Origin of the sequence: Nocardia sp. NPDC050710 (assembly GCF_040654375.1) — a bacterium.
GTDB lineage: Bacteria > Actinomycetota > Actinomycetes > Mycobacteriales > Mycobacteriaceae > Nocardia.
Genome location: NZ_JBFAHV010000018.1, coordinates 97,152 through 122,865 on the forward strand (window position 1 = coordinate 97,152; position 25,714 = coordinate 122,865).

Annotated in this window: 16 protein-coding genes; 8 read left to right on the top strand and 8 right to left on the bottom strand. The window is 65.9% G+C overall.

The window, feature by feature from the left end:
- Nucleotides 1-50 precede the first annotated feature (50 nt).
- From AB0H61_RS26470 to AB0H61_RS26505, 8 genes are all read left to right on the top strand, one after another.
- Nucleotides 51-605, top strand: coding sequence for a hypothetical protein (locus tag AB0H61_RS26470; protein WP_357309504.1), 555 nt, complete (start codon nt 51-53; stop codon nt 603-605).
- Between the two features lie 176 nt (nt 606-781).
- Nucleotides 782-1,549, top strand: coding sequence for a helix-turn-helix domain-containing protein (locus tag AB0H61_RS26475; RefSeq protein WP_357309507.1), 768 nt, complete (start codon nt 782-784; stop codon nt 1,547-1,549).
- Nucleotides 1,550-2,053: 504 nt separating this feature from the next.
- Nucleotides 2,054-3,181 carry a hypothetical protein gene (locus AB0H61_RS26480; RefSeq protein WP_357309510.1) on the top strand — a complete coding sequence of 376 codons (1,128 nt, stop codon included), beginning with the start codon at nt 2,054-2,056 and terminating at the stop codon, nt 3,179-3,181.
- A gap of 421 nt (nt 3,182-3,602) precedes the next feature.
- On the top strand, nt 3,603-5,408 hold the full coding sequence (locus AB0H61_RS26485) for a hypothetical protein (RefSeq protein WP_357309513.1): 1,806 nt from the start codon (nt 3,603-3,605) through the stop codon (nt 5,406-5,408).
- 263 nt (nt 5,409-5,671) lie between these two features.
- Complete coding sequence (locus tag AB0H61_RS26490; RefSeq protein WP_357309516.1) at nt 5,672-7,399, top strand: hypothetical protein; 1,728 nt, start codon at nt 5,672-5,674, stop codon at nt 7,397-7,399.
- Between the two features lie 154 nt (nt 7,400-7,553).
- Nucleotides 7,554-9,374 (top strand): TraM recognition domain-containing protein, encoded by a 1,821-nt coding sequence (locus AB0H61_RS26495; RefSeq protein ID WP_357309518.1) that lies wholly within the window; start codon nt 7,554-7,556, stop codon nt 9,372-9,374.
- Nucleotides 9,371-10,252, top strand: coding sequence for a DUF4913 domain-containing protein (locus AB0H61_RS26500; protein ID WP_357309521.1), 882 nt, complete (start codon nt 9,371-9,373; stop codon nt 10,250-10,252). Before AB0H61_RS26495 ends, AB0H61_RS26500 begins: the two co-directional genes overlap by 4 nt.
- 448 nt (nt 10,253-10,700) lie before the next feature.
- Entirely contained in the window at nt 10,701-11,339 is a 639-nt protein-coding gene (locus AB0H61_RS26505; RefSeq protein ID WP_357309524.1) for a restriction endonuclease, read from the top strand.
- A 242-nt stretch (nt 11,340-11,581) separates the two neighbouring features.
- Here AB0H61_RS26505 and mobF read toward each other — a convergent pair whose 3' ends face one another.
- From mobF to AB0H61_RS26545, 8 genes are all read right to left on the bottom strand, one after another.
- A complete protein-coding gene (gene mobF / locus AB0H61_RS26510; protein ID WP_357309526.1) occupies nt 11,582-17,752 on the bottom strand; it encodes a MobF family relaxase in 6,171 nt (2,056 codons plus the stop codon).
- 455 nt (nt 17,753-18,207) lie between these two features.
- Nucleotides 18,208-18,936 (bottom strand): hypothetical protein, encoded by a 729-nt coding sequence (locus tag AB0H61_RS26515; protein ID WP_357309529.1) that lies wholly within the window; start codon nt 18,934-18,936, stop codon nt 18,208-18,210.
- Between the two features lie 222 nt (nt 18,937-19,158).
- Complete coding sequence (locus AB0H61_RS26520) at nt 19,159-19,731, bottom strand: hypothetical protein (protein WP_357309532.1); 573 nt, start codon at nt 19,729-19,731, stop codon at nt 19,159-19,161.
- A gap of 303 nt (nt 19,732-20,034) precedes the next feature.
- Entirely contained in the window at nt 20,035-21,030 is a 996-nt protein-coding gene (locus AB0H61_RS26525; RefSeq protein WP_357309535.1) for an NADAR family protein, read from the bottom strand.
- A gap of 561 nt (nt 21,031-21,591) precedes the next feature.
- Nucleotides 21,592-22,284 (bottom strand): hypothetical protein, encoded by a 693-nt coding sequence (locus AB0H61_RS26530; RefSeq protein WP_357309537.1) that lies wholly within the window; start codon nt 22,282-22,284, stop codon nt 21,592-21,594.
- A 157-nt stretch (nt 22,285-22,441) separates the two neighbouring features.
- Nucleotides 22,442-22,810, bottom strand: a complete 369-nt coding sequence (locus tag AB0H61_RS26535) for a hypothetical protein (protein WP_357309540.1) — start codon at nt 22,808-22,810, stop codon at nt 22,442-22,444.
- 126 nt (nt 22,811-22,936) lie between these two features.
- The gene (locus AB0H61_RS26540; RefSeq protein WP_357309542.1) at nt 22,937-24,598 is read right to left on the bottom strand and encodes a hypothetical protein; all 1,662 of its coding nucleotides are present in this window, start codon (nt 24,596-24,598) and stop codon (nt 22,937-22,939) included.
- Between the two features lie 397 nt (nt 24,599-24,995).
- Nucleotides 24,996-25,505, bottom strand: coding sequence for a single-stranded DNA-binding protein (locus AB0H61_RS26545; RefSeq protein WP_357309545.1), 510 nt, complete (start codon nt 25,503-25,505; stop codon nt 24,996-24,998).
- Between the last annotated feature and the right edge of the window lie 209 nt (nt 25,506-25,714).

Consider the following 25,714-nt stretch of genomic DNA (forward strand, 5'->3'; position numbering starts at 1 on the left):
GAGACCGCTATCGATCAGTGCGTGTGGCCCGGCGGCGGGGGGCGACTCCGGTGAGGAGAACTCGCGCATTGCTCGTATTGGTCGGGTTCGTGGCGGCCGTCGTGGTGACAGCGACGCTGGTCGTCGGCGAGCGCACCGACCCCGCGCCCGCGACCCCGCAACATCAACCCGGCGACGCTGACCACGACTTGCGCGGCCCGCAACCCGAAGGCGCAGCCCCGCAACTGGCCGCCGAACAAGCACTTACCGCCATGTTCAGCTGGCAGCCAGCCGCCGACGCCACCTCCGGGGCCGCATTGACTCGCGCCAGAGCCTGGTTGACCGGGGAACTGGCTCGCGCCGCCAGCGGCGCGCCCGCGAGCGGCGTGCGGGAACCGCCTCAATGGTCAGCGTGGCGGCGCTCGGAAGATGTGATCTCCGCCAGCGCCCGCGCAGATGTGGTCAGCGACTGCCGCGCCGATCAGTGCACCGTCACCACCACTGTCACCCAAATCGTGCTGCACCGAGACGGAACCACCACCCCGTACCGAACCTTGACGATCTCCGCGTTCACCGCCAGCACCGAACACGGCTGGCGGTTGGCCGACTACCGGGTCACCGCATGACATCCGGCCAACCCCTATCCCACGTCGAACAACAAGCGCGGCAGGCAACTAACATCCAAGGGAAGCGATTGACAGCACACCAGCCCAGCAAGCATGCGAGCACTGGTGCGGCCGAACCAATCACGACATCGACTTCCAACGGTACTTCGGCCACACCGACGCATATGGAGGTGTCGATGCCGAGCTTGGGCCGTTTCCTGCGCCAGATCCGTGAATCCCTGCACAATCCACGCACCCGTCGCGCGCTGTCACGCGAAAAGGCCGCGCAGCGAGTCGGACTCAGCACCGCCTACCTGATCCAGATCGAAAAGGATCTGCGAGTCCCGACCCCACAAGCGTTGCAACTGCTTACCGCCGGCTACGGACTCACCGCCGCGCAGGCCCGCCACATCCGCGAACTGAGGGAACCACCGGTGCCCGTCCTCAGCGGTGACATCGTGCGGGCACGCATCCGGCAGAGTCCGGCGGTGCTGGACCGGCTCACCCGCCTCGATCACGCACAGGTCATCGCCGCCTACTTCGACCCGTTCTGGAACCTGCTGGCCGCCAACCACACCATGCACGACACCTTCCCCGCCCTGGCCGAGGCGGGCAACTTGCTGCTGTGGCACTTCAGCACCGACGCCCGCGAGCGGCTTCCCGATTGGGAACTCGAAACCGCACAGATGGTGGCCTTACTCAAACCCACCCTGGGCGTGCATCGTCGAGCGGCCGACGCACGGCAACTACTGACCCGGCTTCAGCACGACTACGATTTCCAGCGCATGTGGACTCGGTCCTGCGAGATCACCTACCACCGAGATCCCACGACACCGCTGCGCATCCGCACGGTCACTGACCATCTGCGGGCTATCAATGTCGAGGCCAGCACGGTGTCCGACGTGCACGGCTACGTCCGGCTCTATCAAGGTCTATCTCTTCCTGAAGGCGCGATGGGTCGGTGATCAGCGGATATCTCTCGCCTGTCGATGTTGGCGCACCCGCGGAATATCCTGCCCCAGCGGACCGGATGTTGGGGGAGATCGGCAATCAGTTCCGAGGGTTGTGTCAGCACGGAACCCCTCGCCGGAACCGCTCATGCAATGCCGCGACGCCCTCCTCGCTTTGTCCTGAATCCGATACCTCGTGGGTAAAGAGTCACGAAGGGTCGGGTTTGTGGTGATGCTTGGGCGCATCAGCACAAACTGCATCTGCTTCGCTGCTGGTCAGGCCGTAATTGTTCGGGTGTGATGGAGTCGAGGACCAACTTCGGTCTGTGGTAACCGATTCCGGTCGATCGCTCAGTCCCCCGTACAGGTCGGCGCTGCGTCCTCAACCATTTTTGTCGAGCCTGAGCAGGGAACCGGCGCAGACTCTGCCCGTTCGGGTTCGCTACCGCACAACTGGAACGGCGAGCGCCCAGTCGTTCGTGAGGGCCGCCGACCGGTGTCGCGGCCCCGGGAAATGTCTTGGAGATTTCGGTGAGCGAACCAGTCGACGAGATCACCCACTCGATGGGAGCCGGGATGGTCACCGGCATCCTCCGGTCCCAGGCCCTTTATCAAATGATCCTGACGACTGCCGCCGATTCACGCGCGGCGAACGAGAGCGAGCTGCGAAAAGCGTTGAACAGCACTCGGATCGCGGCGTCCCTCCTGGAGGCGGACCAGAAGACCGAGCGCCACAACGCAGACATGGCCGGCAAGCTCCGAGAACAGGACCGCCGCGACGAAGAACTGGTATGGAAACGCAATGCCAGCGTCGAAGCCAGCGCCCGCGGAACCGCACTGAACAGCGCCCGAATCGGAGAAATCCGGTTGCGCGGCCAGAAGATGCAGTTCGAGGCCCTGCTGGCCCTTTTCCAAGACCACCGCAAAAGGGTCGAGCATACAGCCAATGTCGACCTCACCCAGGCGCGCACACGGACAACGAAGACCGAAAAAGAAATCAAGATCGCTGATTTCAAAGAACGCCAAACCGCCCGCAAAACTGAGAGAAAACACACCCGGAAGAAGAATAAGGCCGAGCGTGATCTGCTGCAGGGCCGCAATAACCGGGAAGAGGCGAAAAACATTCTGGAATTGACACTGATCCAGAGGCGCATCGATCACTTGGATCGGGTAGCAGGACTTCAAGAAACCATCGCCCACGATCAAAACGCACGCAAGGCCGACTTCGCGGCGACGGGCGCATTCGCTGCAGCCGAAAGCACGGCCGATCAGGGTCAGAAAGAGCACGAACGAGCACAGCGATTCAAAGAGCGCTTGGCCGCCGACGCGGAGGTGGACCCGAACACTTTCGCGGCGCAAGCGCAGACCGGTGGGCCGACCGAGGCCCCGATTCCTGAGGTGGCCGAGACGGTCGCGGTGATCGCGGAGGAAGTCATCATCCGCGGCGCCCTGCATGACCTCGACACCGAGCAGACACCAGGTGAACCCGGCCCTGACGATGGACCAGGGATCGGAGAGACCATCGAATCAGCCATCCCGTCACCAGAGGCCGCCGCAGGCATAGACGTCACAGCATCAACCGGCCCTGACCTAGGAGCACCGAATATCGGACCGGGCGCCGACACCGGCCCCGGGGCGATGACATGAGCCGGTCAGGAAACGCAAACGGCATGAGCCGATCAATGGCGACCGACAAATGCGGGAGCACAAGACCACACGATCGGCAGCGGTGGGGGAGTGCACGCGGCCGACCGCCGGTCGGCCAGGACGTGGTGACCGAATCTGGTCGTCGGTATCCGGTGGCCGGTGCCCGTCATCTGATTGTTGAGAACCGTTGTCGGACAGCCCGACCGCGATCCGAACGCTCACGGGGTGGCGAGTCGTGGTGGTGCGTCTGCGGCTTCGCGGCCGGTACGTGGTCGATGACATCGAAGGACGACACCGCGTCAGTATTCGCGGCCTCCATGACGATTCCGTCACTGCGGCCGACCGCGGCACCGGTGCTCAGGACCGACGGCGGCGTCGCAGTGGTAGCCGAGTCGGAGCGGTCCAGGCCGGGTGATCGACGATGAGGGATCTGTTGCGGATCAAGGCTGGCTCGGTGGGGCTGGCGGCTCGGCCGGTTGGGGTACGCCAGCAGTTGGCGTATCTGTTCGTCGTGCTGGCGTTGCGTGGCGCGTACGCGAACCTGGACGAGCATCGGCGGACAATGGCCGATACCCCGCAGGAGGTTCGCGCCCAGATGCGAACCGACGCCGAGGGGCGGTTCGACATGGCGGTGCTCGACGGTGCACCTGAGTTGCTGGCTGAATTGTTCGAGCAGGCCGTGGTGTGGAGCGAGCAATCCCCACGGGCCGCTGCCTTCGTCCGGCAACTGGTCAGCCACTATCGCGACACCGAAGGTTTGCTCGTCGACGTCGAGTCCGGCACCGTCGAGATCGACAGCCGCTTCGCCGGTGACCTCGAGCAGAACCATCGTCTCTGGATCGCCGAGCGCGAGCGCAACCATCAAGCACGTGCCGCAGCTGGGGCCATATTGCGACGCCTCTGGCCGCAGGTGAGCGAGCGGGTCGATGAGGTGGTGTGGGTGCCGCTCGACCGCGGGCACCGCGACGCGGTCCGCGCCCGGTTGACCGCGCTCGGCGTGGATGAATCGGTCTGCAAGACAGTTGCTTTCGTCCTCGCCTATCTGAGCGGCAACACCGTCGATGTGAATTTTCTGGAGGAAGCACCAGTACTGGTCGATCCTGGCGAGGAAATCAAACCCGCGATCGACGGCGAGATCCGCTTTGTCCAGGATCCGGAGGACTCGTGGTTCGGCGACATACGTGATATGACCGAGCCCTCTCCGTGGTGGGAATCATCGACTGCGCTGCTGCGAGCCGACGATCGTGATCGGGCCGCGGCGGCCCGCGCGTCCGCGGTGCTGCGGTCCGGGCCGGTGTCAGCGCTGTGGCCCGACCACGTCGATCGACGACAATTGCAATATCTGCTGACTGAATATCGTGCCCACTTGAAGGATTTCGCCCAGACGGCACGGCTGCTGGTCGACAGGCCCGCAGCGCTCGCTGGACGCGACTGGGACTACCTGCACACGAGCGTGGTGTCACTGCGGCATCAACGAGAAGCTCTCGAGACCGGCGCGCGCGAGGGGCTGGGTTTACTCGACATCGAGCGGATCCGGCTTGGCCAGGTGCTGCACGAGTGCGACCTCGGTGACATCGACACCAACCACGCGGTCTTCGCTGGGGCGCTCTACCAGCGCGACTGGGACCATGCGCGGCTGTCCGAGCGCGGTGAGCGGTTCGCCGAGAACGCCGCCGAGGTGATCAACGATGCTCTGCGGGGGGCGGGCAAGAGTTTCCATCAGTTGAACCTGGACCACGACTGTCCCGACGAGTTCTCCGATATCGATGAGTGGTCGATTCTCGTTCGGCTCTCACGGATCACTCGCGGCGGCCCCGATCGGGAGAAGGACATACGCGAACTGGTCGTAGCGCTGGACACGTTCCTCACTGGGGCCGTTATGAACGAGCACACCCTCACTCTTCTGCGCCGCCAGATCAGTGCCTACCTGGAGTTGGCTCAGGCCCAACACGATCACATCACTGCCAATAGGGCGAAGTGGGATGAACGACTTGGCGCGGTGTGTGCTGCACGCGACGCCGGGGAACTCCGACTCGCCCCGTTCGGGACCGACGTGACCGCGCCACAGCCAACTCCGTCACGCGAACCGGCCAGCAGCGATCTGCGGTCGGTCATCGGCGCTGCGTTACCCGATGGGATTGTGCGCCAGGCTCGGCTCGACGTGCCCGTGCGTGCTGATGATGTCAGCGACACCCAATCCGGCCCCGAACCGGCTGCGCAGCTATGAGACGCCCCATCAGCCAAGCGCGTGCGTCAGAGGTTCCGTCGTGGTGCGGGAGAACAGCCGGTCGAGTGAGGTGCAGCAAGGTCGCTGAAAGCCGTTGGTGCACTGCGCGATCGGGGGCCTCGCGCAAGATCGGGCTCGGAATTTCTGTGGCGCTGGGCGAAGGAGTCACACCCCAGTTGCCGAGGGCACCTCGTGATGTGGGATCGAGGTGAGTGGCGGTGGACCAACGGCACAGTCCAGGTTTGGGATCGACGCGGACTGGCATGGTGCCGCGCGGAGCACGCCAACAGCTGGCCTACCTGTTCGTCGTTGTTGCACTGTACCGGGCAGCCGCTGAGCGCGACGCGCATAGAAAGAAGATGGAGAACACGCCGGAGAGCGAGCGGACTGCCCGGCAGCAGGCCGTCGAAAACACGCTGCTCACCGGTCACCGCGATCGGGGCCGCGAAGAAACGGCTGACCGGCTGCGGCATGCGCTGCTGTGGAAGGACACCTCCACGGTGGCCGCGAGAGCTGTGGAGCACCTCGTTGCCCATTACCACCTCGTAGAGGGGCTGATCATCGACATCGAGGCGCGCACCGTCGAGATCGACCCCACCTTCGACGCAGCCGCGCAGCAGAGGCGGCGTGGTTTGATGGTGGAGCACAACCATCACAGCCGAGCCATCGGTGCGGCGCTGGCAGTGCTGACAAAGTCGGCGACTCCGCTGCCGCACAGTGTGGCATCCGCGCTGGTGGTGCCAGCTACACGCACCGATCGCGTCGCCCTCGATGCGGAACTGCGTGCGCTCGGGGTGAGCGAATCCGACAGTAGAACTGCGATTTTCGTGCTCGCCTACCTCAGCGGAAATACTGGTGACCTCGACTGTGTCGATGAGGTACCTGTCCTGATCGACCCGGGCGAGGACGTCAAGCCCGAGGTGGCGCGCCATCTCGCGGGCCTTCTGAGCGGTGATCGACTGGCCCACCGCGAGTTTGACAGCGGCTGGTGGGAGAGCGCGAGGAAGCTGCTGAATCCGAATGACCGGGCGCTGGCCGACACTGCGCGCAGCGAGACTCTCGCACACCGGGGGCTACCGATTCCCGTGCTGTGGGCCGGGCACATCGATCGTCGACAGCTGACCTCGCTGGTGTGGGACTACCGCGATCGAATCCGCTCCGCTGTCGATGCTGCTGAGATGATTGCTACCGTCCCTGCACTCGATCCCCGGGACTGGGGCATGCTCGCGGGCCTGGTCGACGTGCTCGCGGAGCGACGCATCGCGATCGAGGCTGTCTTCAGCGACGACGCCAACACACTGCTCGACATCGAAAACACGCGGCTTCGTCACGTCCTGGACAGCCTCGACCTCGGCGACACCCGCGTCGATCGCCTGCTGTTTGTCGGTGAGCTGGCGCTGCGCGATACGGACCTGTCGCGCCGAAATGGGCGCGGTGACCGGATAGCTGCGGTCGGTGCCGCCGCGATCACCGGGGCCGTGCACACCGTCAGGACACCCGCGCACCCGCAGGACCTGTCGTACGCCGGGACCGAGGCGCTGGGCAGGCTGGATCAGCATTCAACCTATGTGCGGCTGTCGGCGATCGCCAGCGGGCACGTGCCACTCTCGCAGGGCGCGACAGAGCTGACCGACGACATCGAGAATTTCCTGGGCGGGACAGCGCCGGACTCAGCGGCTTTCGTGGTGCGAAGTGAGGTCGAACTATGGCTGGATTCGGCCGCCAGCCAGGGTCAGGAGATCATCTCGCGCAAGGCGGCATGGACCCAACGCATCACCGGAGCCCGCGCCACAGGTGACAACGGCACTCTCGCACCACGCGAGCTCGGCACGCCACAGCTCACTGCCGCTGAACACTCAGACCACACCACCTCGCTGATCGTCGACGCACTTCCCGCCGATATCGACCGCACGACACACAGCCCTGCCCGCGTCCACTCCGGCGTCGAGCCGCCGACCGGTCCCGGCGTGGAAGCGACGGCGCAACTGTGAGCGCACCAAAATTCCCCGACCACCGACGAGTGAGCACAGGGCGGTGTCGGACATCGCGATACCTCATTGGGTTCTCGCCGGTCAGCACCGAACGCGCCGAAAAGCTCACTTGTGCGTCGGTAGGCGAGGTACCGAAGACGGAAGGCGATATCCGGTGAGCCCGGCGCGTGAGTCGCGGCGGCGCAGCACCTCGGGCATGGGTCCGGAGTTGGCGCGGCTGCTCGTGGGATTGGCGGTGATCGGAGTCGGGTTGGGCGCGTGGGCAGCGCTGAGTCTGGGCACCATAGCTGCCGGGCAGCCGGTGAACTGGAATCCCACGGCGGCGCTGCTGGAAGTGGTGTTCGGCAGCCGGGCTTGGCCGTGGCAGTCCACACCGATAGCGGTCCTCGAGATCGCCGGTGTTGTCGGGGTGTGGATGCGATGGCGGCGTCGTGGCGGCAGGCCGTCGGTGGATTCGGCCGCCCGCACCATGCAACGCCCTCGCGAGTTGCGGGTGGCGCGCGTGGCCGACAACGCCGCCCAGGCGCCTCGACTGCTCAAGGACGCCGCCCCCGAGATCCAGCAGATGAAAGGCCCGCTGCTCGGCTACACCGTCGCCGGCAACCTCGCCCTACACGTGCCTGCTGAACTTGGAGTGTTTGTCGAAGCCGGTACCCGTACGGGCAAGACTATGGCCTGGGCCATCCCCGCGGTACTGGCCGGGTGGGGGCCGGTGGTGGCGACCTCGAATCGCCCCGACCTGTACCGGCACACCTGTGGGGGGCGGCGATCGCGTGGGCGGGTGTGGTTGTCGGACCCTCAAGGAGTGACCGGCACGGTGGAAATCGGGTTCTGGGTCAACCTGTTGCGTTATGTCGAGACTTTGTCGGCGGCGCGGAAGCTGGCTTCGTTCTTCGTCTCGGCGTCGAAAGAGAAGGACGCGCGGGTGGATTCGTATTTCGATGGCGGCGCGCAAGATCTGCTGGCGACCTACATGCTGGCTGCTGCTTGTGCCGGTGGGGACCTGTTGCATGTCGCGGACTGGTTGGGCTCCGACCAGGACCAGACCCCGGCGTTGGTCCTGCGCAAGGCTGGCAAACATCGTGCGGCCCAACGCATCACCGAATACCAAGCCCTCTACGCACGCCAGCGTGACGGCCTCTACGACATGGCGCGCCGATTTTTGAATGTGCTCTCCGATGAGGTGTACGCCTCGATGGTCATCCCACCACGACGGCGCACTATCAGCGCCCACGAATCTGCTGACGAGGTGGTCGTCACCGTCACCGTGCAGGACAAGGTGATGCATCATCTGCACGAGTTCGATCCCCGCGCGTTCGTCGCCTCCAATGACACCCTCTACGCGTTGAGTATGGAAGGACCGGACTCGGCGGCCCCGCTCACCGCTGCGTTGGTCGGGCAACTGCTGGAAGCCTCCCTCGCGGCGGCGCGGGCACGTCCGGATGGGCGATTGAAGGTGCCGTTGCTGGCGGTGCTCGACGAGGCCGCGAATACCTGCCCGATCGCGAGTCTGCCCAACTACTACACTTACGCCGGCGGTCACGGCGTGATCTTGATGACCCTCGTGCAAGTGTTGGAACAGGGCGAGGATCTCTGGGGTGCCAATGGTCTGAAAACTATTCGCGCCCAGGCGATAGAGGTCTACGGCGGCGGTATCGGTGAGATCGAATTCCTCCAGCAGTGGTCCCGGATCGCCGACGAACACGATGTCGCCGACCACTCCTACAGCATCGGTGCGGGCGGACGTAACCGCACCGTGAACTGGCGCGCCGAAGCGATCCTGAGCGTCGCAGACCTCGCGGCACTACCCAAATCCCGGGCACTGGTCCGGCTCCCCGGCCATAAACCGATCCTCGTGCGCAAGGTGGCATGGCCCGACACCGAGTATGCCGACCAGATCCGAGAATCTCTTGCCGAATTCGATGACGACGATCAACCTCCAGAGATATTGGTGGGCAAAGGATTTCAGCTATGAACGCGCCAGCTTCACCGTCCTCGCCAACTCCGGCTCCACCACCGAAGTTCGCCGACTTCGTCACCTTCGCCGAGAAATGGCTCCTGCCCGTCGTGAGCGTGCGGTTGGCCGAGAACCGCCGCGAAGGCACCAATACCTGGTGCACGCAATGGTGGAGCCACCGTGCGGTCGCGGTGCGGATCGCGCACCTACACCGGGGATTCGAAGCTGCGCGCGTCCGTAAGGACGGCGGTGCGGTGAATCTATATCTGCTCAATCACGTCGACGCTCATTTCCGGCGAATTCTCGACGCCGTCAACGGACCCCTGCACGCTTGCACTCGCGCCCACCATGTCGCGCTGGCCTCTTTGCCGTTCGACCCGGTGCCTCTCGGGTGGTTCGGCCCTGAACTGAGCTCCCGCTCCAAAGCCCGGCCCGCCGAACCCGAGGGAGAGCAGGAGAAAACACCGCCGTTGCGGTTCGGCACCTTCATCGATTTCGTCGAACAATGGTTGCTGCCGGTGACCTCGGTGCGTCTGGTCGGTAAGAACCGTGAGCAGACCTACACCTGGTGCCGTCAATGGTGGCGCCACCGCGGGGTGTCCCTACGCTTCGCCGCACTGCACGCTGTGTTCGAGGCGTCCCGGGTCAGCAAGGACGGTCTCGCGATGAGCAGTCTGTTCATCTCCCACATCGACCCTGAGATGCAATACGTCCTCGACGCCGCGAACGGACCACTGCACCGTTGCACACCTGATGTCCATGTCGAGATGACCGGCCTGCCCTACGCCGAAGTTCCCCAGGCTTGGTTCGGCCTGCCGGGCACCGACACCCCTGTCGAAGACCTGGGATTCGGCCCCGACTTCCGCGCTCTGAATCCGCGACTTCGTCGTAGCTGACGGCGGCAAAGGTCGATGCAGGAATACGTCGCGCCGTGAAATCGAATGCGGGCAGAGCTGATTCGACCCGCGATCAACGGCCAGGCATTGTTCTTCGCCCAGCTCACCGACGAGGAGCGAGACAGCTCTCCTCGCGGGTGGCCCCCGGCAGCGGGAACCCGACGATGTCCTGACTGACGACCCCGGTATGGCGGGTCGAGCCGGTCGTTGTCGTCACTGCGTGCCGAACGGCGGGGTGCTCTCGGTACCCGTTTCGTCGGCGGCGCAGCAACCGATCCCACCCGGTGGTGGATTCCAGCATCTCCCGCCCGCGTCACGATCACAGCAACTCGGTTGCAGCGCTGGTACATCGGTCCATGCCGGGGCAAGATGGAACGACTCGTGGTCCCAGGTGCCGAACCACCAGTGATCCGAGCGAGCAGTCGCATATGGCGGAGGGGAGGTGCGGGTGCTGAGCATCCCGTCGTTCGAAGCGGCTGAGAACGCTGCGGCCCAGCACATGCGCGCCCTCGGATTCCCCGATGCCAAGGTCACACCCCGCGGAGCCGATGGCGGAATCGATGTGACCAGTTCCCGTGCCCTCGCTCAAGTCAAATGGCACACCACCCCTACTGGCCGCCCCGATATACAGAAGATCTACGGTGCACGCGGGCGCAGACATCACCTCGAAATGCTGTTCTTCTCAGCCACCGGGTACACAACCCAAGCAGTCGCGTATGCCAACGAAGTCGAAGTCGCACTCTTCACCATCGACCAAAACAACGGGCTCACACCGCGAAACAAGCCAGCCCAGGCCATGATGGCGCGGACGCGGAACGCGAGGAATCGCGAACGGTACGAGCAAGCGCTACTGCTCGCAATCTTCTCCTTACTGGTGATCCTCACCGTAATTCGCAAATTTCCGAAGCTCTCAGCACTTGCCGCGTCGGCGACAGGCTGGATTACAGGTATAGCCCTGCTTTTCCAGGGGAAGACCACCCCCGCAATGATTTGGATGGGCGTCGGGGTCATTGGCTTCCTCGGTGTCCTGATCATCCACCTTGCTTGGGATCCGCGCCGAGACACTTCCAGACCGCCAAGATACTGACCGGGCTCGACCAGCTTCAAGTCCGGGGCTGGCAGTCCCGGCGCCGCTTCGCAACGGTCATCTGCAAGGGCCCTGGCCTCTGGCACCACGCCCAGACGGGGTTTCGCGCTGGGGTTCGAGGGTTACTGGCAGGCTCGTATACGAATGATGTGTATTCCCGGCGTATTCCGGACGTTCCGGTTTGTACTGCGGGGCAGGCGGTTTGGTGCTTGGCTTGGCTGCCGATGGGGTTGGCGAGGTGGCTAGAGGTCTACTCCGTGCTCGTCTGTGGGATCGGGTGGTTGCTCGGCTGAAGGGTCCACGGAGGTGGCCGGATCGGGGCTGGGTGCTCGAGGGGGAGATTCGGGTTGGGGTTGTTCGGCGTCGCGGTGGCGGCGTTGGTATTGCTCAGCGGCTAGGGCTGTGAGTTGTTCTGTCAGGCTGGTGAGGTCGGTCTCGGGGTGGGTTGTGGGGGAGTGATGCTGGGGGGTGGTGCTGTCGCGGCGGGCGCGGGGTCTGGCGAGGATTGCGTCCCATTCGTGCTTGGGTCCGGCGAGCAGTTCGGCGTCGCGGCGGGCGTCGTGTTCGTCTCGGCGAGCACGTTCGAGTTGGGTGACCAACGTCTGTTTGTCGGTTGTGAGTGTCGCCAGTGTGGCGTCGAGTTGCGCACGCTCGTTGCGCGAGGCGCTGGCTCGGGCGGCCCGCGCAGCGGCCATCTTTCGTGACACGTCACCGACTTGGTTCCGAATGGCTTGGACTTCGGCGGTGGCGTCGCGGGCGCGGGTGATGGCGTCGGCCGCGGCGATATCGTCGTTGCGCTGCCGTTGGGCCGTTGGCGGCGATGACGAGGCAGCGGCATCGAGTTCACCGGCCAGAGCCAGGTGCTGGGTTAGTTCTGTGATGTGCTGGGCTAGTTCGGCATCGCTGAGTTGATGTGGCGTCGGCGCGGTGACGGTTGCCGGGTCGGCGGCGGGGGCAGTGTCGGCGGTCTTGATGTCGGCGAGGTTGTGGTCTTCGACCCATTGCGCGATGACAACCTGAACGCTGAGTGGTGCGCGGCGCCAGTCGCGTCGCAGGAACGCGAGTGCTTCGGCGGGGGCTCGGGTCGCGGCGATGAAGGCGCATCGGTATTCGATGTAGTGGGCGGGGTCGTGGGGCGGTATTCCGGGCTGGCCTTCGTCGCGGCAGTCCGAGCACAGTCCGTCGGGGTGATCGAGGCGTCGGGCACGGGGATCGAAGGAGGGCCGGTCGCGGACCGGCAGATCGAGTTCACAACTGACGCATGGAAGGTTCATGAGTTTTGCGGGGGGGAAGGCGGGGCCTTCACCGCTTCCATATTCGGGATCGCGGTAGGTGCGTTCGTCTCCAAGAGGGTCGATGACGTCGCCAAGGCTGATGCGGTGTAGCTGGTCTTCACCGGGGTGGAGTGCGTCGTCGGTGCTGGAACCGTGCAGCTGGTTCTGACGGTCGGCGGCGACGCGCCCGCGCTGCTGTTGTTGGGCGGGGGTGCGGATCTCGGAGAGATCGACCCGCTGACGGTTATCGCGCGGCGGTTCCCATCGGGGAGTTTGTTCACGCCGGAACAGGCCGGGGTCGGTATCTGGGATGCAGGCTCGGATCACCGGTGCGAGGCGGGGGTTGAGCGTCGCGTCGTGGATGAGGCGGGCCTTGGCGACCGGAAATGCGTAGGCCCGCAGAGTCGCCGCGACGCGCCGGATGGTGGAGCGGTGGGTATCGGTGAGCGGCAGTTGCGCCAGCAGTGCGTATGCCTGGTCTGTGTCACCGGCAGCGAATCGTGCGTATACGGCACGGATCTGGTCGGCGAGCGCGGCGACGGCTAAATCGTGGCCGTTGTCGGCGGGTGCGGTGTCGGGTTCCGAAGCGTCGTCGGTGTGGTCAGCCATGGTGTGCTCCGGTGGGGTGGTGAGGAGTTCGGCGACGTCGTCGGGGATCGGGCTTTCCTCGGGCTCGAACGCGGGATCGGGGGGTGGTTCGACATCGGTGGGAGCGGACTGGGTGGGTAGGTGGTGGGCGATGGCGTCGATGCGCCAGGCCAGAGCGGTGGCGAGCTGGTGGGGGCGTGGGCGGTCGCGGTCAGATCGGCGGCCGTCGAGCAGGAGTTCGCCTGCGAGGGTGAGGAGTTCGAGTGCGGTCCACGGTCGCCGTGGGGTGTTCTGGTCGTCGGCGCTGAGCGGGAGGGTGGTGGTGAGTGCGTGTTCGACGGCGGCGATGACGGTGGACCAGGCGGGGTCGGCGATGATGCGGGCGGCGGTGTGTTCGCCGAGCACGATGGCCAGGTCCGGCGTCCACGACGGTCGCAGTCCGCCCTCGGGGCCTGCGGTGGTGGTGAGGGCGCCGGGTTCGAGGTCCAGGCGGGACCAGAGGGCGGCGGCGGGCATGTCGTCGGGGAGTGGGCGGTGCGCGGCGGCGTCGGTGAGCAGGGTGGTGACGTCGATGCCGGCACGGTGGGCGGTGTCGAGGCGTTCGGCCAGGATTGGCCAGAACGGGTCATCGGTGATGCGGTCGTCGAGTTGTTTGACCGCGGCGGCCCAGTGGGTGGCGGCGAGGTTGGTATCACCGATGGCTTCCCGAGCGCGCAGGGCGAGGTGGTGGTGGTAGCGGCGTTCGGCGGTGGTGTGCCGGGCCGGCCCGGCCGGGCGCAGGTCCCCGGTGGCGACGTGGGTGGCCGCGCGCCACACCGCCAGGTCGGCGAGTAGTTCGGGATCGGCGCCGACCAGAGGTCGCGCCCACACCGGCGCGGTGGACACGGTGACGCTGTGGGCGGTGTCGCGCAGTTGTCGGGCGAGGTCGGCGACGATGCGTGCGAGCGCGGCGAGATAGTCGCCGAATTCTGGATGCTCGGCCAGCCCCGTGGGGATGCCGGGCAGCCACGGTAGCGATCCTGGGGGTGTTGAGTGTTCACCGGTGGTGTCGAGCCGCCAGTCCAGGACCGCGGCGATGTTGTCGGCGGTGGCGAGCTCACGCCCGGCGATGGCCTCGCGCAGCGCGGTGATCGGGTCGCGTCCGGACAGGGCGAGGGTGGCCAGGTGCTGGCGCAGTACTGGCCATCCGGCGCCGGAAGTCAGTGTCGGGAGCAGGGTTTCGGCGTCGACGTCCAGCGCTGCCATGGCGTCGGTGCCGAGAGCGTGTTCGGTGGCGACGGCGACGGCTTCGAGGTAGACATCGACGGCGCGCCCGATCCGCATCAGGGGGTCGAGGGCGTTGCGGAGTTCGGTGTGAGCGGAAGCGGCGGTGCGGTCGCGGCCGAGGACGGCGATGAGGATGTCGGTGGCTGTTCGGGGTAGCACCGCGTGCTCGGTCCAAAACGATTCCTCCGGCGCACCGTCGAGAGCGGTGGTCACATACAGGTGGTTGGCGAGCCAGCCGCGTGTGATGGCGACGTAGAGCTGGTAGCGGCTTTCATGACCGGTCACCACAGTGTGGGAGGTGCCGACGGTGACTCCCTGCACGGAGCCGATCGTCGCCGCATAACCCAGGCGAGTGTGCTCGGCGACGTAGTCGGCGGGCAGATGCACGGCCGCACCGTGTCGTCGGCGCGGAAGCTGGCGCAGCGCAGTGATCGAGCCGTCGGCGTGCACGGCGGTGACTGTCCACTGGTAGCCGTTACGGACGAAGTCGTTGGTGCCGACGGACAGTCGCCGGTTGTTGAGGGTGGTGCGGATCGTGTCACCGGCCGAGGCGTGCTGGCCGTCGCCGAGTTCGACCTGGGGGCCGGGATCCTCGACGTCGGTGAGGCGGTACTCGCGGGCGAGGGTGTTGAGTTCATCGACCACGGAGTGGGTCGCGGCGAGCATGATGGTGTCGCGTCCGTCGGTGTAGTCGGCGAGCCATGCGTGGAAGGCCTTGTCGACCACCGAGGCGGGACTGCCGATGTGGATGCGGTCGCGGTCGAGGTAATAGCCCAGCCCGGCCGGGTCTCCTTCGCGGATGGCCAGGCTCGCCGCAGCTTCGGCCTGGTCGGTGAAGCGCACGACGTGGGTGAGGGTCAACGCGTCGGTACCGGCGGCGTGGATCATGTCGCGGGCTGCGCCACCGGCATCGATCGACTGCAGCTGCCATCGGTCGCCGAGCAGGCGCACGGTGGCGCCGCGTTCGAGCAGGAAAATCAGCACCCGCAGCCGCGACAGGTCCGGGATCTGGACGTGCTCGTCGATGATCACCAGGGTGGTGTCGTCGATATCGAGGATCCACTGCGGCAACGACGGTGGCGGTGCGTCGGAGTCGAACATCACCGACTCCGCGGTGGGTGTGTGCCGGTCGAGCACATCGAGGAGTTTGTCGACGGTATTGACTGGGGCAGAGATCTCCTCGCCCAACTCACCGGCGGCTTTCGCGGTCGGTGCCAGCCCGCACACGGTGCCGCCGGAGGACAGCCACGCATCGGCCAGCACCATCATGGCGGTGGTTTTGCCGGTTCCGGCGGGGGCGTCAGTGATCTGGATACCGAGCCCGGAGGTCGCGAACGCCCGGATGACTGCTTCTTGTCCTTCGTTGAGTTGGCGGTCACGGTTGTCGGGGTGGGTGTTGTAGGCGGTGATCGCGGCATCCACGACCGGAGCCGGCACGGTGCGTCCTCGGGATGCGGCGATCATCGAGATCAGCTGCGCCTCAGTGGCGATGGTCTCCGGAGAGGTGTAGAGCTGGCTGTCCGCGGTGGTGAACGCGCTGGCGCCGTCGGCACGGCGAAACAATTCTGGGGGCGTGCGCAGTGCGGGTTCGGCGCGGCGGTCGGGGTCACCGCGCGCCACCGACCGGGTCGGGGCCAACGCCTCCGCCGCGACCGCCTCGACAACCCACGCCCACTGGTTGGGATGCACAAGACCGCGAATGACGCGTTCGGCCTCGCTGCGCACGTGGGTGCGCTGCCAAACCGAACGTTCAGCAGAAATCGTGGCGATCACCTGATCCGCGCACCGGGCGATCCAACTCAGGTCGATGCGTGGTCGCATCGGGCGCACCGGCTTCATGACCAGCGCCAGCATCGCCATGACCGCGTCGCGACTGCCCAGAGCCTCTACGGCCTGCTCGAACCACATGCCGCGCTGCTCGGCCAGTGAACGCGGCGCGTGTTTGCGCGGGCGAGTCTCCAGGGTCGCCCGCTGCATCAGCCCATACATTTCCCGCGTGGTGGGATCGCGCCCCAACTGTCGCTGGAACTCGACACTCAGCGCGCCCAGCCGCGCGGTGATCGCGGCGTCGCGTTGGGAGAAGTAATCGATCAACGCGAGATCGACACCGATGAGCTCCCGGATCGGGCGCTTGCTCGGATCGGTGCCAGGCCGCTCCGCGAAATGCCACCCGAGCAGGTCTTCCACATGATGCTCGAGACGGGTGTTGTAGATCTCGCTCGCCGTGACCGCGACCCGATAGAACATCGACCCGTCCAAGGTGCGCCACTGCCCGTCAGCTGCGCGGACTCGGTTGGCGACGACGATGTGGGTATGGAAATCCGGGTCACCGCTTCTCGAGTCCCGATGCTCGAATTGGACCGCGATCATCCCCTCGACATCGACTTGGCGGACACCGTTGCGCCCGACCCGGGTATAAGTAGCGTGAGTTTCGATGTAGTCCACGGCATCTCGGACCGCCCTGCGGTCGGCTTCGGCGAGCAGTTCCGCAATCGGCAGCGGCGCCAGCGCACGCACGACCGACACACTCTTTGGACCCGAAAAGCACCAGCCAAAGGCTGCGACCGCGGTTGTCTGGTTTCGACTGTTGCGGGCCACCCACCCCGATAACTCGCGTTCGTTGAGCGGGTCGCGCCCCAGTTCGTATCGGAACATGCCCAACGCGACCGCGGTGCGGATGCGTGCGCGAACCTCGTCGGGAACAGGGTCGCTGGCAGCCAGACCCCGGTCGGTGTTGTACTCGGCGAAAGCCCGTGCGCATTGTTGGCGAAACGCGGTCTCACCGTTGTAGATCCGGTACGGGCGACCGAGGCGGCTTGCCTTCTCGGCGGCGCGCTCGGCCACCTCTCGTGAGGCACCGGCCGCGATTTCCAGGGCAACGATCTCGCCGGTGATCGCCGCTGCCTGCGGATGGATACCCAACCCGAACAACGCGTGCATCTGTTCCTCGGTGACGATGTCGCCGACGTTCACACGCGAGGCATCGACCTCCCGGACTCGGATAGTCTCTCGGTCCTGATCAACTTGCGGGGCTGGATCGACCTTGATCTCGCCATCGACCTCTGGGGGATCGGAGTGCTGATCTCGCTCGGATTTCCGGTCGCGGTAGGTGATCGTCAGTCCAGGCAGCCCTGAACCGAGCCATGTTCCTGGTGTCTCACCGCGTGCGGAGTAGTAGTCGGCCAGCGCGGAGCGGCCCCGTTCGGAGGCGTCGTGCGCTGCGACCTGCCGGGTGTAGTACTTGTAGCCATCGCCTGCGGTGACCTTGTGCAGGGTCGCCGTCACCACTCCATGACACGACGCTGAACATGTTGTCCGCCAGCCACTTTGGTGATGCAAGCCGCATATAGGCAAACCAGCAGCATTCGCTCGTTACCGGTGCGTTATCCCAGATGCAAGAGGTCTGCACGTGGAAGCGGGGGAAATGAGGGGAGGTGGGGCGGGAGGGGAGAGAGTGGGAGGTGCGGGGGGAAGTCGATGAACAGAAGACGAGAAGAGGTGAGGGTAATCGTGGAGGGCACGGGCGACGCAGTGGTCGTTCGCCGCCGATGGGGTGCCAGAAAGTCAGACACGGCGCGAAAAGCCGTCCCCGGGCAGCGGCCCGCGCGCCCGCGCGGATACATCGCGGGCGCGCGGGCGGCGTGCGTGGCGTCAGCGTCGTTCGGAGGAGACGGAGGGCACCGTCGAACGCACGATGCCGGGGTCGGTGTTCACGGGCGTGATCGTTGCTGCCACTGAGCTCAGCTCGCGGCGTCGAGTACGACGAGCTGATCGCGCTGTTCGAGTTCGGCGAGGATGTGGGCGGTGGCGATGCGGTGTGTCTCGCTCGGCGGCACGTCGCCTGCGCGGGTGAGGTTGATGGTGGCGGTGGCCTCACCGTATCCCGGGATCGGGATGATGATGGTCTTGGTCTTGGGCGGCAGATACGCCTCCAACCCGAGTTCGGTGATGGCGACTTCGAGTGTCGGGCAGTAGCCCTTGTCCTCGCCGTGCTGGAGTATCGCGCGGATCGTGCTGTGGCGGAACGCTTCGACGGCGTCGGATCCGGCTTTCGGATAGGGGGTGTCGCTACCGCCCCACTCCGCGGTGACGGCGTCGACGTCGACGACTACGGATTCTCGCGTGACCGGTTCCGCTACCACCAAGCCGTTCTTGATCGCGGTGAGAAACTCGTCCACCTTCGCTTGCACGTGGTATCTGATCGCGCGGGCGACGTCGTACCTGTCCGGTATGTCGTCGTGGGCATCGACGGTGATCTCGGTTGACGCAGCGATCGAGGTAAGCAGTTCGTCCAGGGCGACGGTGAACGGGCGGCGGGTGGTGGGGATGTAGTCGCCGAGTCCCGCTGCCCTGAGTGAGGCCTCGGCCTGGTAGTAGAGGGGGTAGTCTCTCCAGCCAACGATGCGGGCGACGAAAACCTTCTTCTCGGTTTCAACGTCGTTGACGGTCTTCACCTCGGTGTCGATCATGGTGTGTTCTCCGTTCTCGCCCAGAATGTGCCGCTGGGCGCGGTGTGTACCGGTCTGGCACATCCCCCAACCCGCAGAGCGTCGAGGGCTGCGGGCTGGGGGACGGTGTCAGCGGGTGGTCGAATGCGTCACTCGGACAGGTGAAACCAGCTGACGGTCGTGCCCGTATGTCGAGACGACGTGCGGGCACGACCGGTGACCTGTCGGGTGATCTCGGCGGTGTCAGGACTGCGAGGTCGGGACCGCGTCGACGGTGGGCAGCGGGGAGCGGTTCTCGAGGTCGGCGCGCAGGCGTCCGAGGATCGCCCGGGTCAGTTCGGCCTGGTCGATCTCGCCGGAGGGGGTGAGCCGGGCTTCGATCGTGAGCTGATCGATGCCGAGCTCGACGACGACGGGCTTGGAGGTGGGCGGCAGGTAGGCGCTCAGCCCCACGGTGCGCAGTGCATGTTCCACGGCGCTGGACATGAACACACCGTGGGCTTCGCCGAGGGTGAGGGCGGTGGTGACCAACCGGCGGCGGAACTGTTCGATCTCCTCACTGCCCGCTGGCGGGTAGTCGATGCCGTAGCCACCCCACTGGGCGATGACGGCATCGACGTCGATGCCTTCGGCTTCGGGCACGGCTCCGTCCGCGACCGCGGGTCGGTCGAGGGGCGGGAGGTGGGCCTCGATTCCGAGCTCGGTGAATACTTCGCGGACGAATCGCGGATCGCTGGCGTAGAGCCCGGACTCGATGAGTCGCGCGAGGAGGATCTGATGGTCGGTGGTGAGGTCGTTGACGGTGTCTTTGGTCATGTTGGTCTGCTTTCCTGTGTTGGATGCGCGGTTGGGAACGCGCGTGGTGTACCGGTCCGGCACACCCGGTGGCCGGTAGCCGCGAGCGCGGGCTACAGGCCACTGGCTATGTCAGGGGCGGATGCCTCGATGCGTGGGTCGTCCGGGCGGGTGGTGTCGGTCGAACAGCGGTGACGGTCAACGCGTCATGCGGGGTGCTGGGTGAACGCGTCGCGGTCATCCCCGGATCGCCGCGTCACCGGAGTGGGTGTGTCGAGCTGATCCGGGGACCGTGGTCGCTAGAGGAAGCAGGCCGTGTCGCCGCTACGCGAGTGCCGGACTGTAGGACGCGGCGAAACGGGTCGCGCGCTGGGCGAGGTCGATGGTGATTACCGGCATGCCAGGGCAGTAGCGGCGCAGCGCGTTGACTGTCCCGCCGCGGTGGCAGGTCGGGTCGAGAACGCAGACGACCGCGTCGGCGTCGCCGATCAGCAACTGGTTCCGCGAATCGAAGTACCGGTTGGGGTCGTGATCGGAGGTGGCGACCAGGACGTGACGGGACAGCCGTTCGCAGATCTCGGTGTGCTGGGCCTGCTGGGCTGCGCTCCAGTCTGTGCCTGCGGTCTGCTCGGGGAAGGGCTGATAGCCCCATAGGTCCAGACCGGCCGCGTCGGCGGCCTCGGCCCACCACAGGTCAGCTCCGGTGGCCAGGCCGCTGCACCCGATCCGGGTGTCGTGCTCGTCGCGCAGTTTCACCGCGATCCGGGCCAGTTCGTCGCGGACCCAGGGGCGCAGGTCGGGGTCGATGAGGTGTTCACGGTGACCGGTGGTGGCGACGCGCACCCAGCGCTGTGACCGGTGTCCGGCCAGCTCGCGGCGCACTCTCATCAGGCTGCGGCCGAGCCAGTTCGCGCCTATCGGTGTCGCCAGACCCGGGCGCAGGACGCGGCCCCAGTAGCGGTCGCCCCAGGTGTTGCCTTCGATCAGCAGCTGGTCGCCGGTGTCGAGGAGGCGGCGGGTGAGGTCGGGGTCGCTGGTGAACTTCGCGTGCAGGATCTCGCGCATGTACAGCACTCGGTCGCGGTTCCAGTTCGGGCGCAACGGGGCTTCGCGTCCGAGCCTCTTCGCCTGACCGGGCTTGGGGGCGGCGAGGATGCGCGCGATCCAGTCCGGATCGGTGGTCTTGACCGCGGCGAAGGCGTGCTCGGAACTGGGGCAGTCGAACCCGCGGAACCGGAACGGATGCGGGTGGAAGTTCGAGAGGAAGTGGAAGGGGCCGTCGAAGGAATCGATGACCGCCGCCGAAAACGAGTGAGACACACTACCTGCCATTCACCGGAGAGGGGATATCGGATCCGGGTGATGGGGATAGCGGTCGATCACGCGAGTGCGCCCACACGATCAGGCCGCGGGAACTGCTGCACTCGTCGTGTACAGCGCGGGAGTGGAATCCGATCCCACTCCCGCAGTGGTTGATTCACGCGGGGAAGCCAGAAGTGGGTGACGGCGGATTCGATGTCCACGGTGTCGATGAGGCCGGGGTTAGGGTGGACGGGCACGCCCCGCAAAGACGCCAGATCGATAGCGCCGGTCCGGTATTCGGTGGCCGGGTGCACCGAGCCCGGACGCCACTGGGGGCAGCGCAACACGCGTGATCGGCCGCAGGGCAGCGAGATCGGGTGTGAGAAGTGCGCTGTCGAGCCGCGTCCAGCCGACGCTGTCGAAGCGATAGAAACGGTCATCGATCGCGACGGCGTCCACGCTCGACAGTGACCGGTTTCCCGCGGCGGAGTAGAGATCGGCGTGCACCGACGGGATCTGGTCGGTGAACATCGCGAAGTCGACAGCGCAGACCCCCGATGGGCAGGGTGGTGGGTGTGATCAGAAGCCGGTGATGATGGCGTCGAAATCGACGGTGGCGATGTATTTGTCGAGCACGGCTTGACGCAGCACGTGCGGGGTGAGGTTTCCGGTTGGGCTGGTGGGCACGGAGACGGTGGTTGCTCCGATCCCAGGCAGGTTGAGCGCCACCTGCGTGGTGGGCATGAACTCGGCCAATCCGATTCCGTCGATGACGGTTTCCAGGTCGGCGTAGAGGTCGTCGTTGGCACCGGCGAGCAGCATGCGGACCATCCGGCGGCGATGTGCCTCGACCTCGGGCGATCCCGGTGCTGGGAAGGGATCGTCGAGGGTTCCCCACCGATGGATGGTGGCGGGGACATCGATGGTGGGGTGTGCTGCTGATGTCAGTTGGACTACGTGGGGCTGTTGTTCGATGCTGGTCAGGAATTCGCTGAGGTGGGCGTGAAGCTGGTCGTTGGCTACACTGCGGATCGCGGCGCGATCAGGGGCCCGATGCGGGGACCAGACCGCGACCTCGGTGAGAGTCGAAATAGCTTCGATGAGTGATGTGACATCGATGGCGAATCGGTGCCAGGGCAGATAGTCCGACAAACCCGCGCCCTCGAACGCTTCCACGAGGATGCAATCGGGCGTGGGATCCCACAGCAGGGCACGAGCGATGAGGATCGCGCGGTCGGTTTCGATATCGGGCACGACAGCTTCCGGTGGCATGAGAGCTCTCCGATCAGTGGGGATGGCGGATACAGCAGGGTGCGGCTGACACACTCCGCAGACCCACAGACCGTGTGGAGGCTTGTGGATCGCGGACAGCATCAGCACAAGCCCACGCGCCACTTCTCGGCGAGAAGGTGATGGCGCGTGGGGGATGTCAACGCTGGGTGGATGATTCGAGTCGTGGCGTGGTGTCGAGCCGCGTCCAGCCGGAGGCTTCGCACTGGTAGTAGCGGTCCTCGATCGAGACGACGTCACCGACCGACAGCGATCGATTGCCCGCCGCGGAGTAGGCGTGGGCGTGCGCGGACTCGATCTGGTTGTTGAACAGCTCGAATTGATACTCGAGGATCTGTGCGTCGGTAGCGTGTTCGGGCTGGCTCAGATCGCGATAGTCATAGGCGGTGACGTAGTCGATGCCTGGGTCGTGGTCGGTGCGGCCGAAACTGCGGGTGTTGAGCAGGATTCGGATGCGCACGCCACGCTCGGGGTGAACACGCTCGATGACGACGATGGTGGTGCCCATGGTGGCTCCTGAATCGAGAGGGCAGGGCCGGGGCGTCGCTGGTGGACGCCCCCGGCGGACGGAACGGCTGGGCAGGGTCGGGGCGTCGCGGTGGACGGCCCCGACCCTGCCAGCGGCGCGAACGAATCAGGCGACGGCGGACTGCCGCAGCGGGGGGACGGTGAGGATGCCGAGGTGGACCCGGCACTTGGTGCACAGTCCGTCGTCGTGGACCGGCTTGAACTCGAAGCAGGTACCGCAGCGATCTATCCGCTGGCCCGCCCCGACGAGCGGGCCGCGCTGGCGGGTGCGTGTCGGCTTAGGGGCGGGAGCGTCGAGATCGACGATGCCGACAGGGCGTCCGAACTCCGGGGTGATCGCGTCGCGGATGAACGGCACAGCGGGGTGGCCCTTGTATGCCTTCGCGACACGTTCGAGAATGTGATCGGCGCTGCCTGGGTAGCAGTCGACGAAGTAGGCGCAGCGGGCGATCACCATGTCGCGGGGGCCGAACCCGGTCGGCAGCGCGGGGATTCCGGTGTGACCGTCCGCGCGGCAGTCCAGGCACAACCCGTCGTCGCTGCGCCATTGCCCGCCGATACGATGCTGTGCCACCCAGTCCATGTGTACGGGCCGCTCGATCAAGCACGACACACACGGCCAGCCCGTCGATCCCGCCACCGCAGCCTGGTCGTAGTCCAGGTCGTTTCCGTTCGCCAGGAACCTGTCGCGGACGTCGCCACGGCCGCGGATCTTCGTGCGCTTTTCGGCGTCGTCGTGGCTCACATCGTCCGAGATCGGACCGTAGCCGGCGAGTATCGAGTCCAGATCGAACTGTGCGGCGACGTAGTCGAGATAGAAAAGATCCCACGCAGCCCGTGTCACCTCGGCGTCGAGCACGGTCGGGCCGCGGTGCAGTCGGCGGCGGGAACGGTCGATACGACGCGGCTCGCGAGCGTAGACCCCCGCCCGCCACGCCAGGTAGTCGTACTTCTTCGACTCGGCGGCCTCGCCGTCCATGAACAGGAGGCGCGCGAAATAGTTTGTGACTAGGGGAGTTTCGACCGCTGCCCGGGTCGGTCGATGCTCTGCGGCTTTGCGGCGGCGCGCCGCGTACTTCTCGGGATCGTTGCGGTCGGCGTCGATGCGGGCGGTGACCCGGGCGGTGAGGCGGCTGGGCCGGTACCGGCCACGGACCGGTTCGATACGCCATTCGGTGGCGTCGATCCCGCGGGCGATGGTGTCTCGGCTGTCCAAATCGGGGTCGGCGGGCTCGTACAGGTGCGGATCGACCACGGGCACGCAGGCATCGAAATGGTCACGGTCCTCGAAATCGCAGAGCTTACGCAGGTCAGCGATTTTCGTGAGCGCTTTCGGGAACGGGTAGGAGCTGAGCAGGTCGATCATCTTCGTCAGCACGTCGTTGAACCGTTCGCGCTGCTCCTCGGTCCTGATGCCGGGCACCTTCTGCGGATCCCACGGCCGCGCGGGTGCGACGGTGACCGTGTCGAGGGTGTCGGGCACGCAGGCGAGTTCGTCGTCGGTGCGTACCACCGTGCGATACAGGTGCGGATCGCCGAAGGGCATGAACGCGTCGAGCCGTTCACGGAACTGCGGTGACCGCTGCCTCCAGGCACTGCGCAGCCGGAGCACCGCAGTGTCGTAGGGGTACTCAGTGAAGACCGTAGCCATGAACTCGGCGACCATCAGATCTTCGGGGGAAGTAATCCTGGCCAGGCGCAACGCTGCGCGAGCGGTGCGGCGCGCCCGGATGCGGTCGGTGCCGAACTCGTAGTCAATCAAGGACACGGTATCGAGGAAGGATGTTCGCAACTGAGTTTCCTGTCTCGCGGTATGCGGAATCCCCCGCGTCGGAGCTGCCTCTCCAACACGAGGGGTGGGCGGCTGGTCGAGTGACCCGCCTGAGGGCGTGAAGCCAGCTCGCACGGCGACACGCGGGAGGGAACGCGCCCTGAGGGCGGGCTCGAATTTCCCGCGCACACCACCGGCACCGATTGGTGCGGCTGGGGCGTCGCGCCGGGGAAATTCGTGGCCGACCGGCGCGGGCCCGGACGCGTGGCGCTGGGCGAGCTGGTAGCCCTCGGGAAGGCGGGGCGCTCGACCAGACGGCCACCCCGGACCCAACCCACTCACTTCCTGGTGACCGCGCCAGAACCGCAGCCGCGCAATGGATACCAGTGCGAGATCAGAACGGCGGTTCGACGCGTGCACCTGCTGAGACGAGCTGGCTGTTCGACCACGGATCCGACCCGTCCGCGTCCGAGCTCCCCGAGGCGGGAGTGCTGCTACCCTGGCTGTCTGAGGTTTCCGCGCCGCCGAATCCGCCTTTGCGGTCAGCTTTGTTCACCTTCGCGGTCGCATACCGCAACGAGGGCCCGACCTCATCGACTTCGAGCTCCACGACGGTGCGCTTCTCGCCTTCACGGGTCTCGTAGCTGCGTTGCTTGAGACGCCCACTGACGATGACCCGTACACCGCGGGTCAGGCTTTCGGCGACATTTTCCGCAGCCTCACGCCAGATATTGCAGCGCAGGAACAGTGCCGGGCCGTCTTTCCATTCGTTGCTGTTACGGTCGAAGACACGAGGGGTCGACGCGACAGTGAAGTTCGCGACGGCCGCACCGGCAGGGGTGAACCGGAGTTCGGGATCGGAGGTCAGGTTACCGAGGATAGTGATGACCGTGTCGCCTGCCATAGCTGGCTCCTTCGAGAATGAATCGCAGTGTACTGGTGAATGTTCCGAGTCACGACACCGCGCGCAGTCGTGGTGGCTTCGAGTGACCGCGCGGGCTGGTGTTCGACTCGCCTGCCCCGGATCAACGCAAGAACGAGATAGCGTGCTCGCGCCGGGGTGACATGGTGTGGAGCGATGTCGGTTGATGGTCAGTCGGCCGCCGGGGCGCT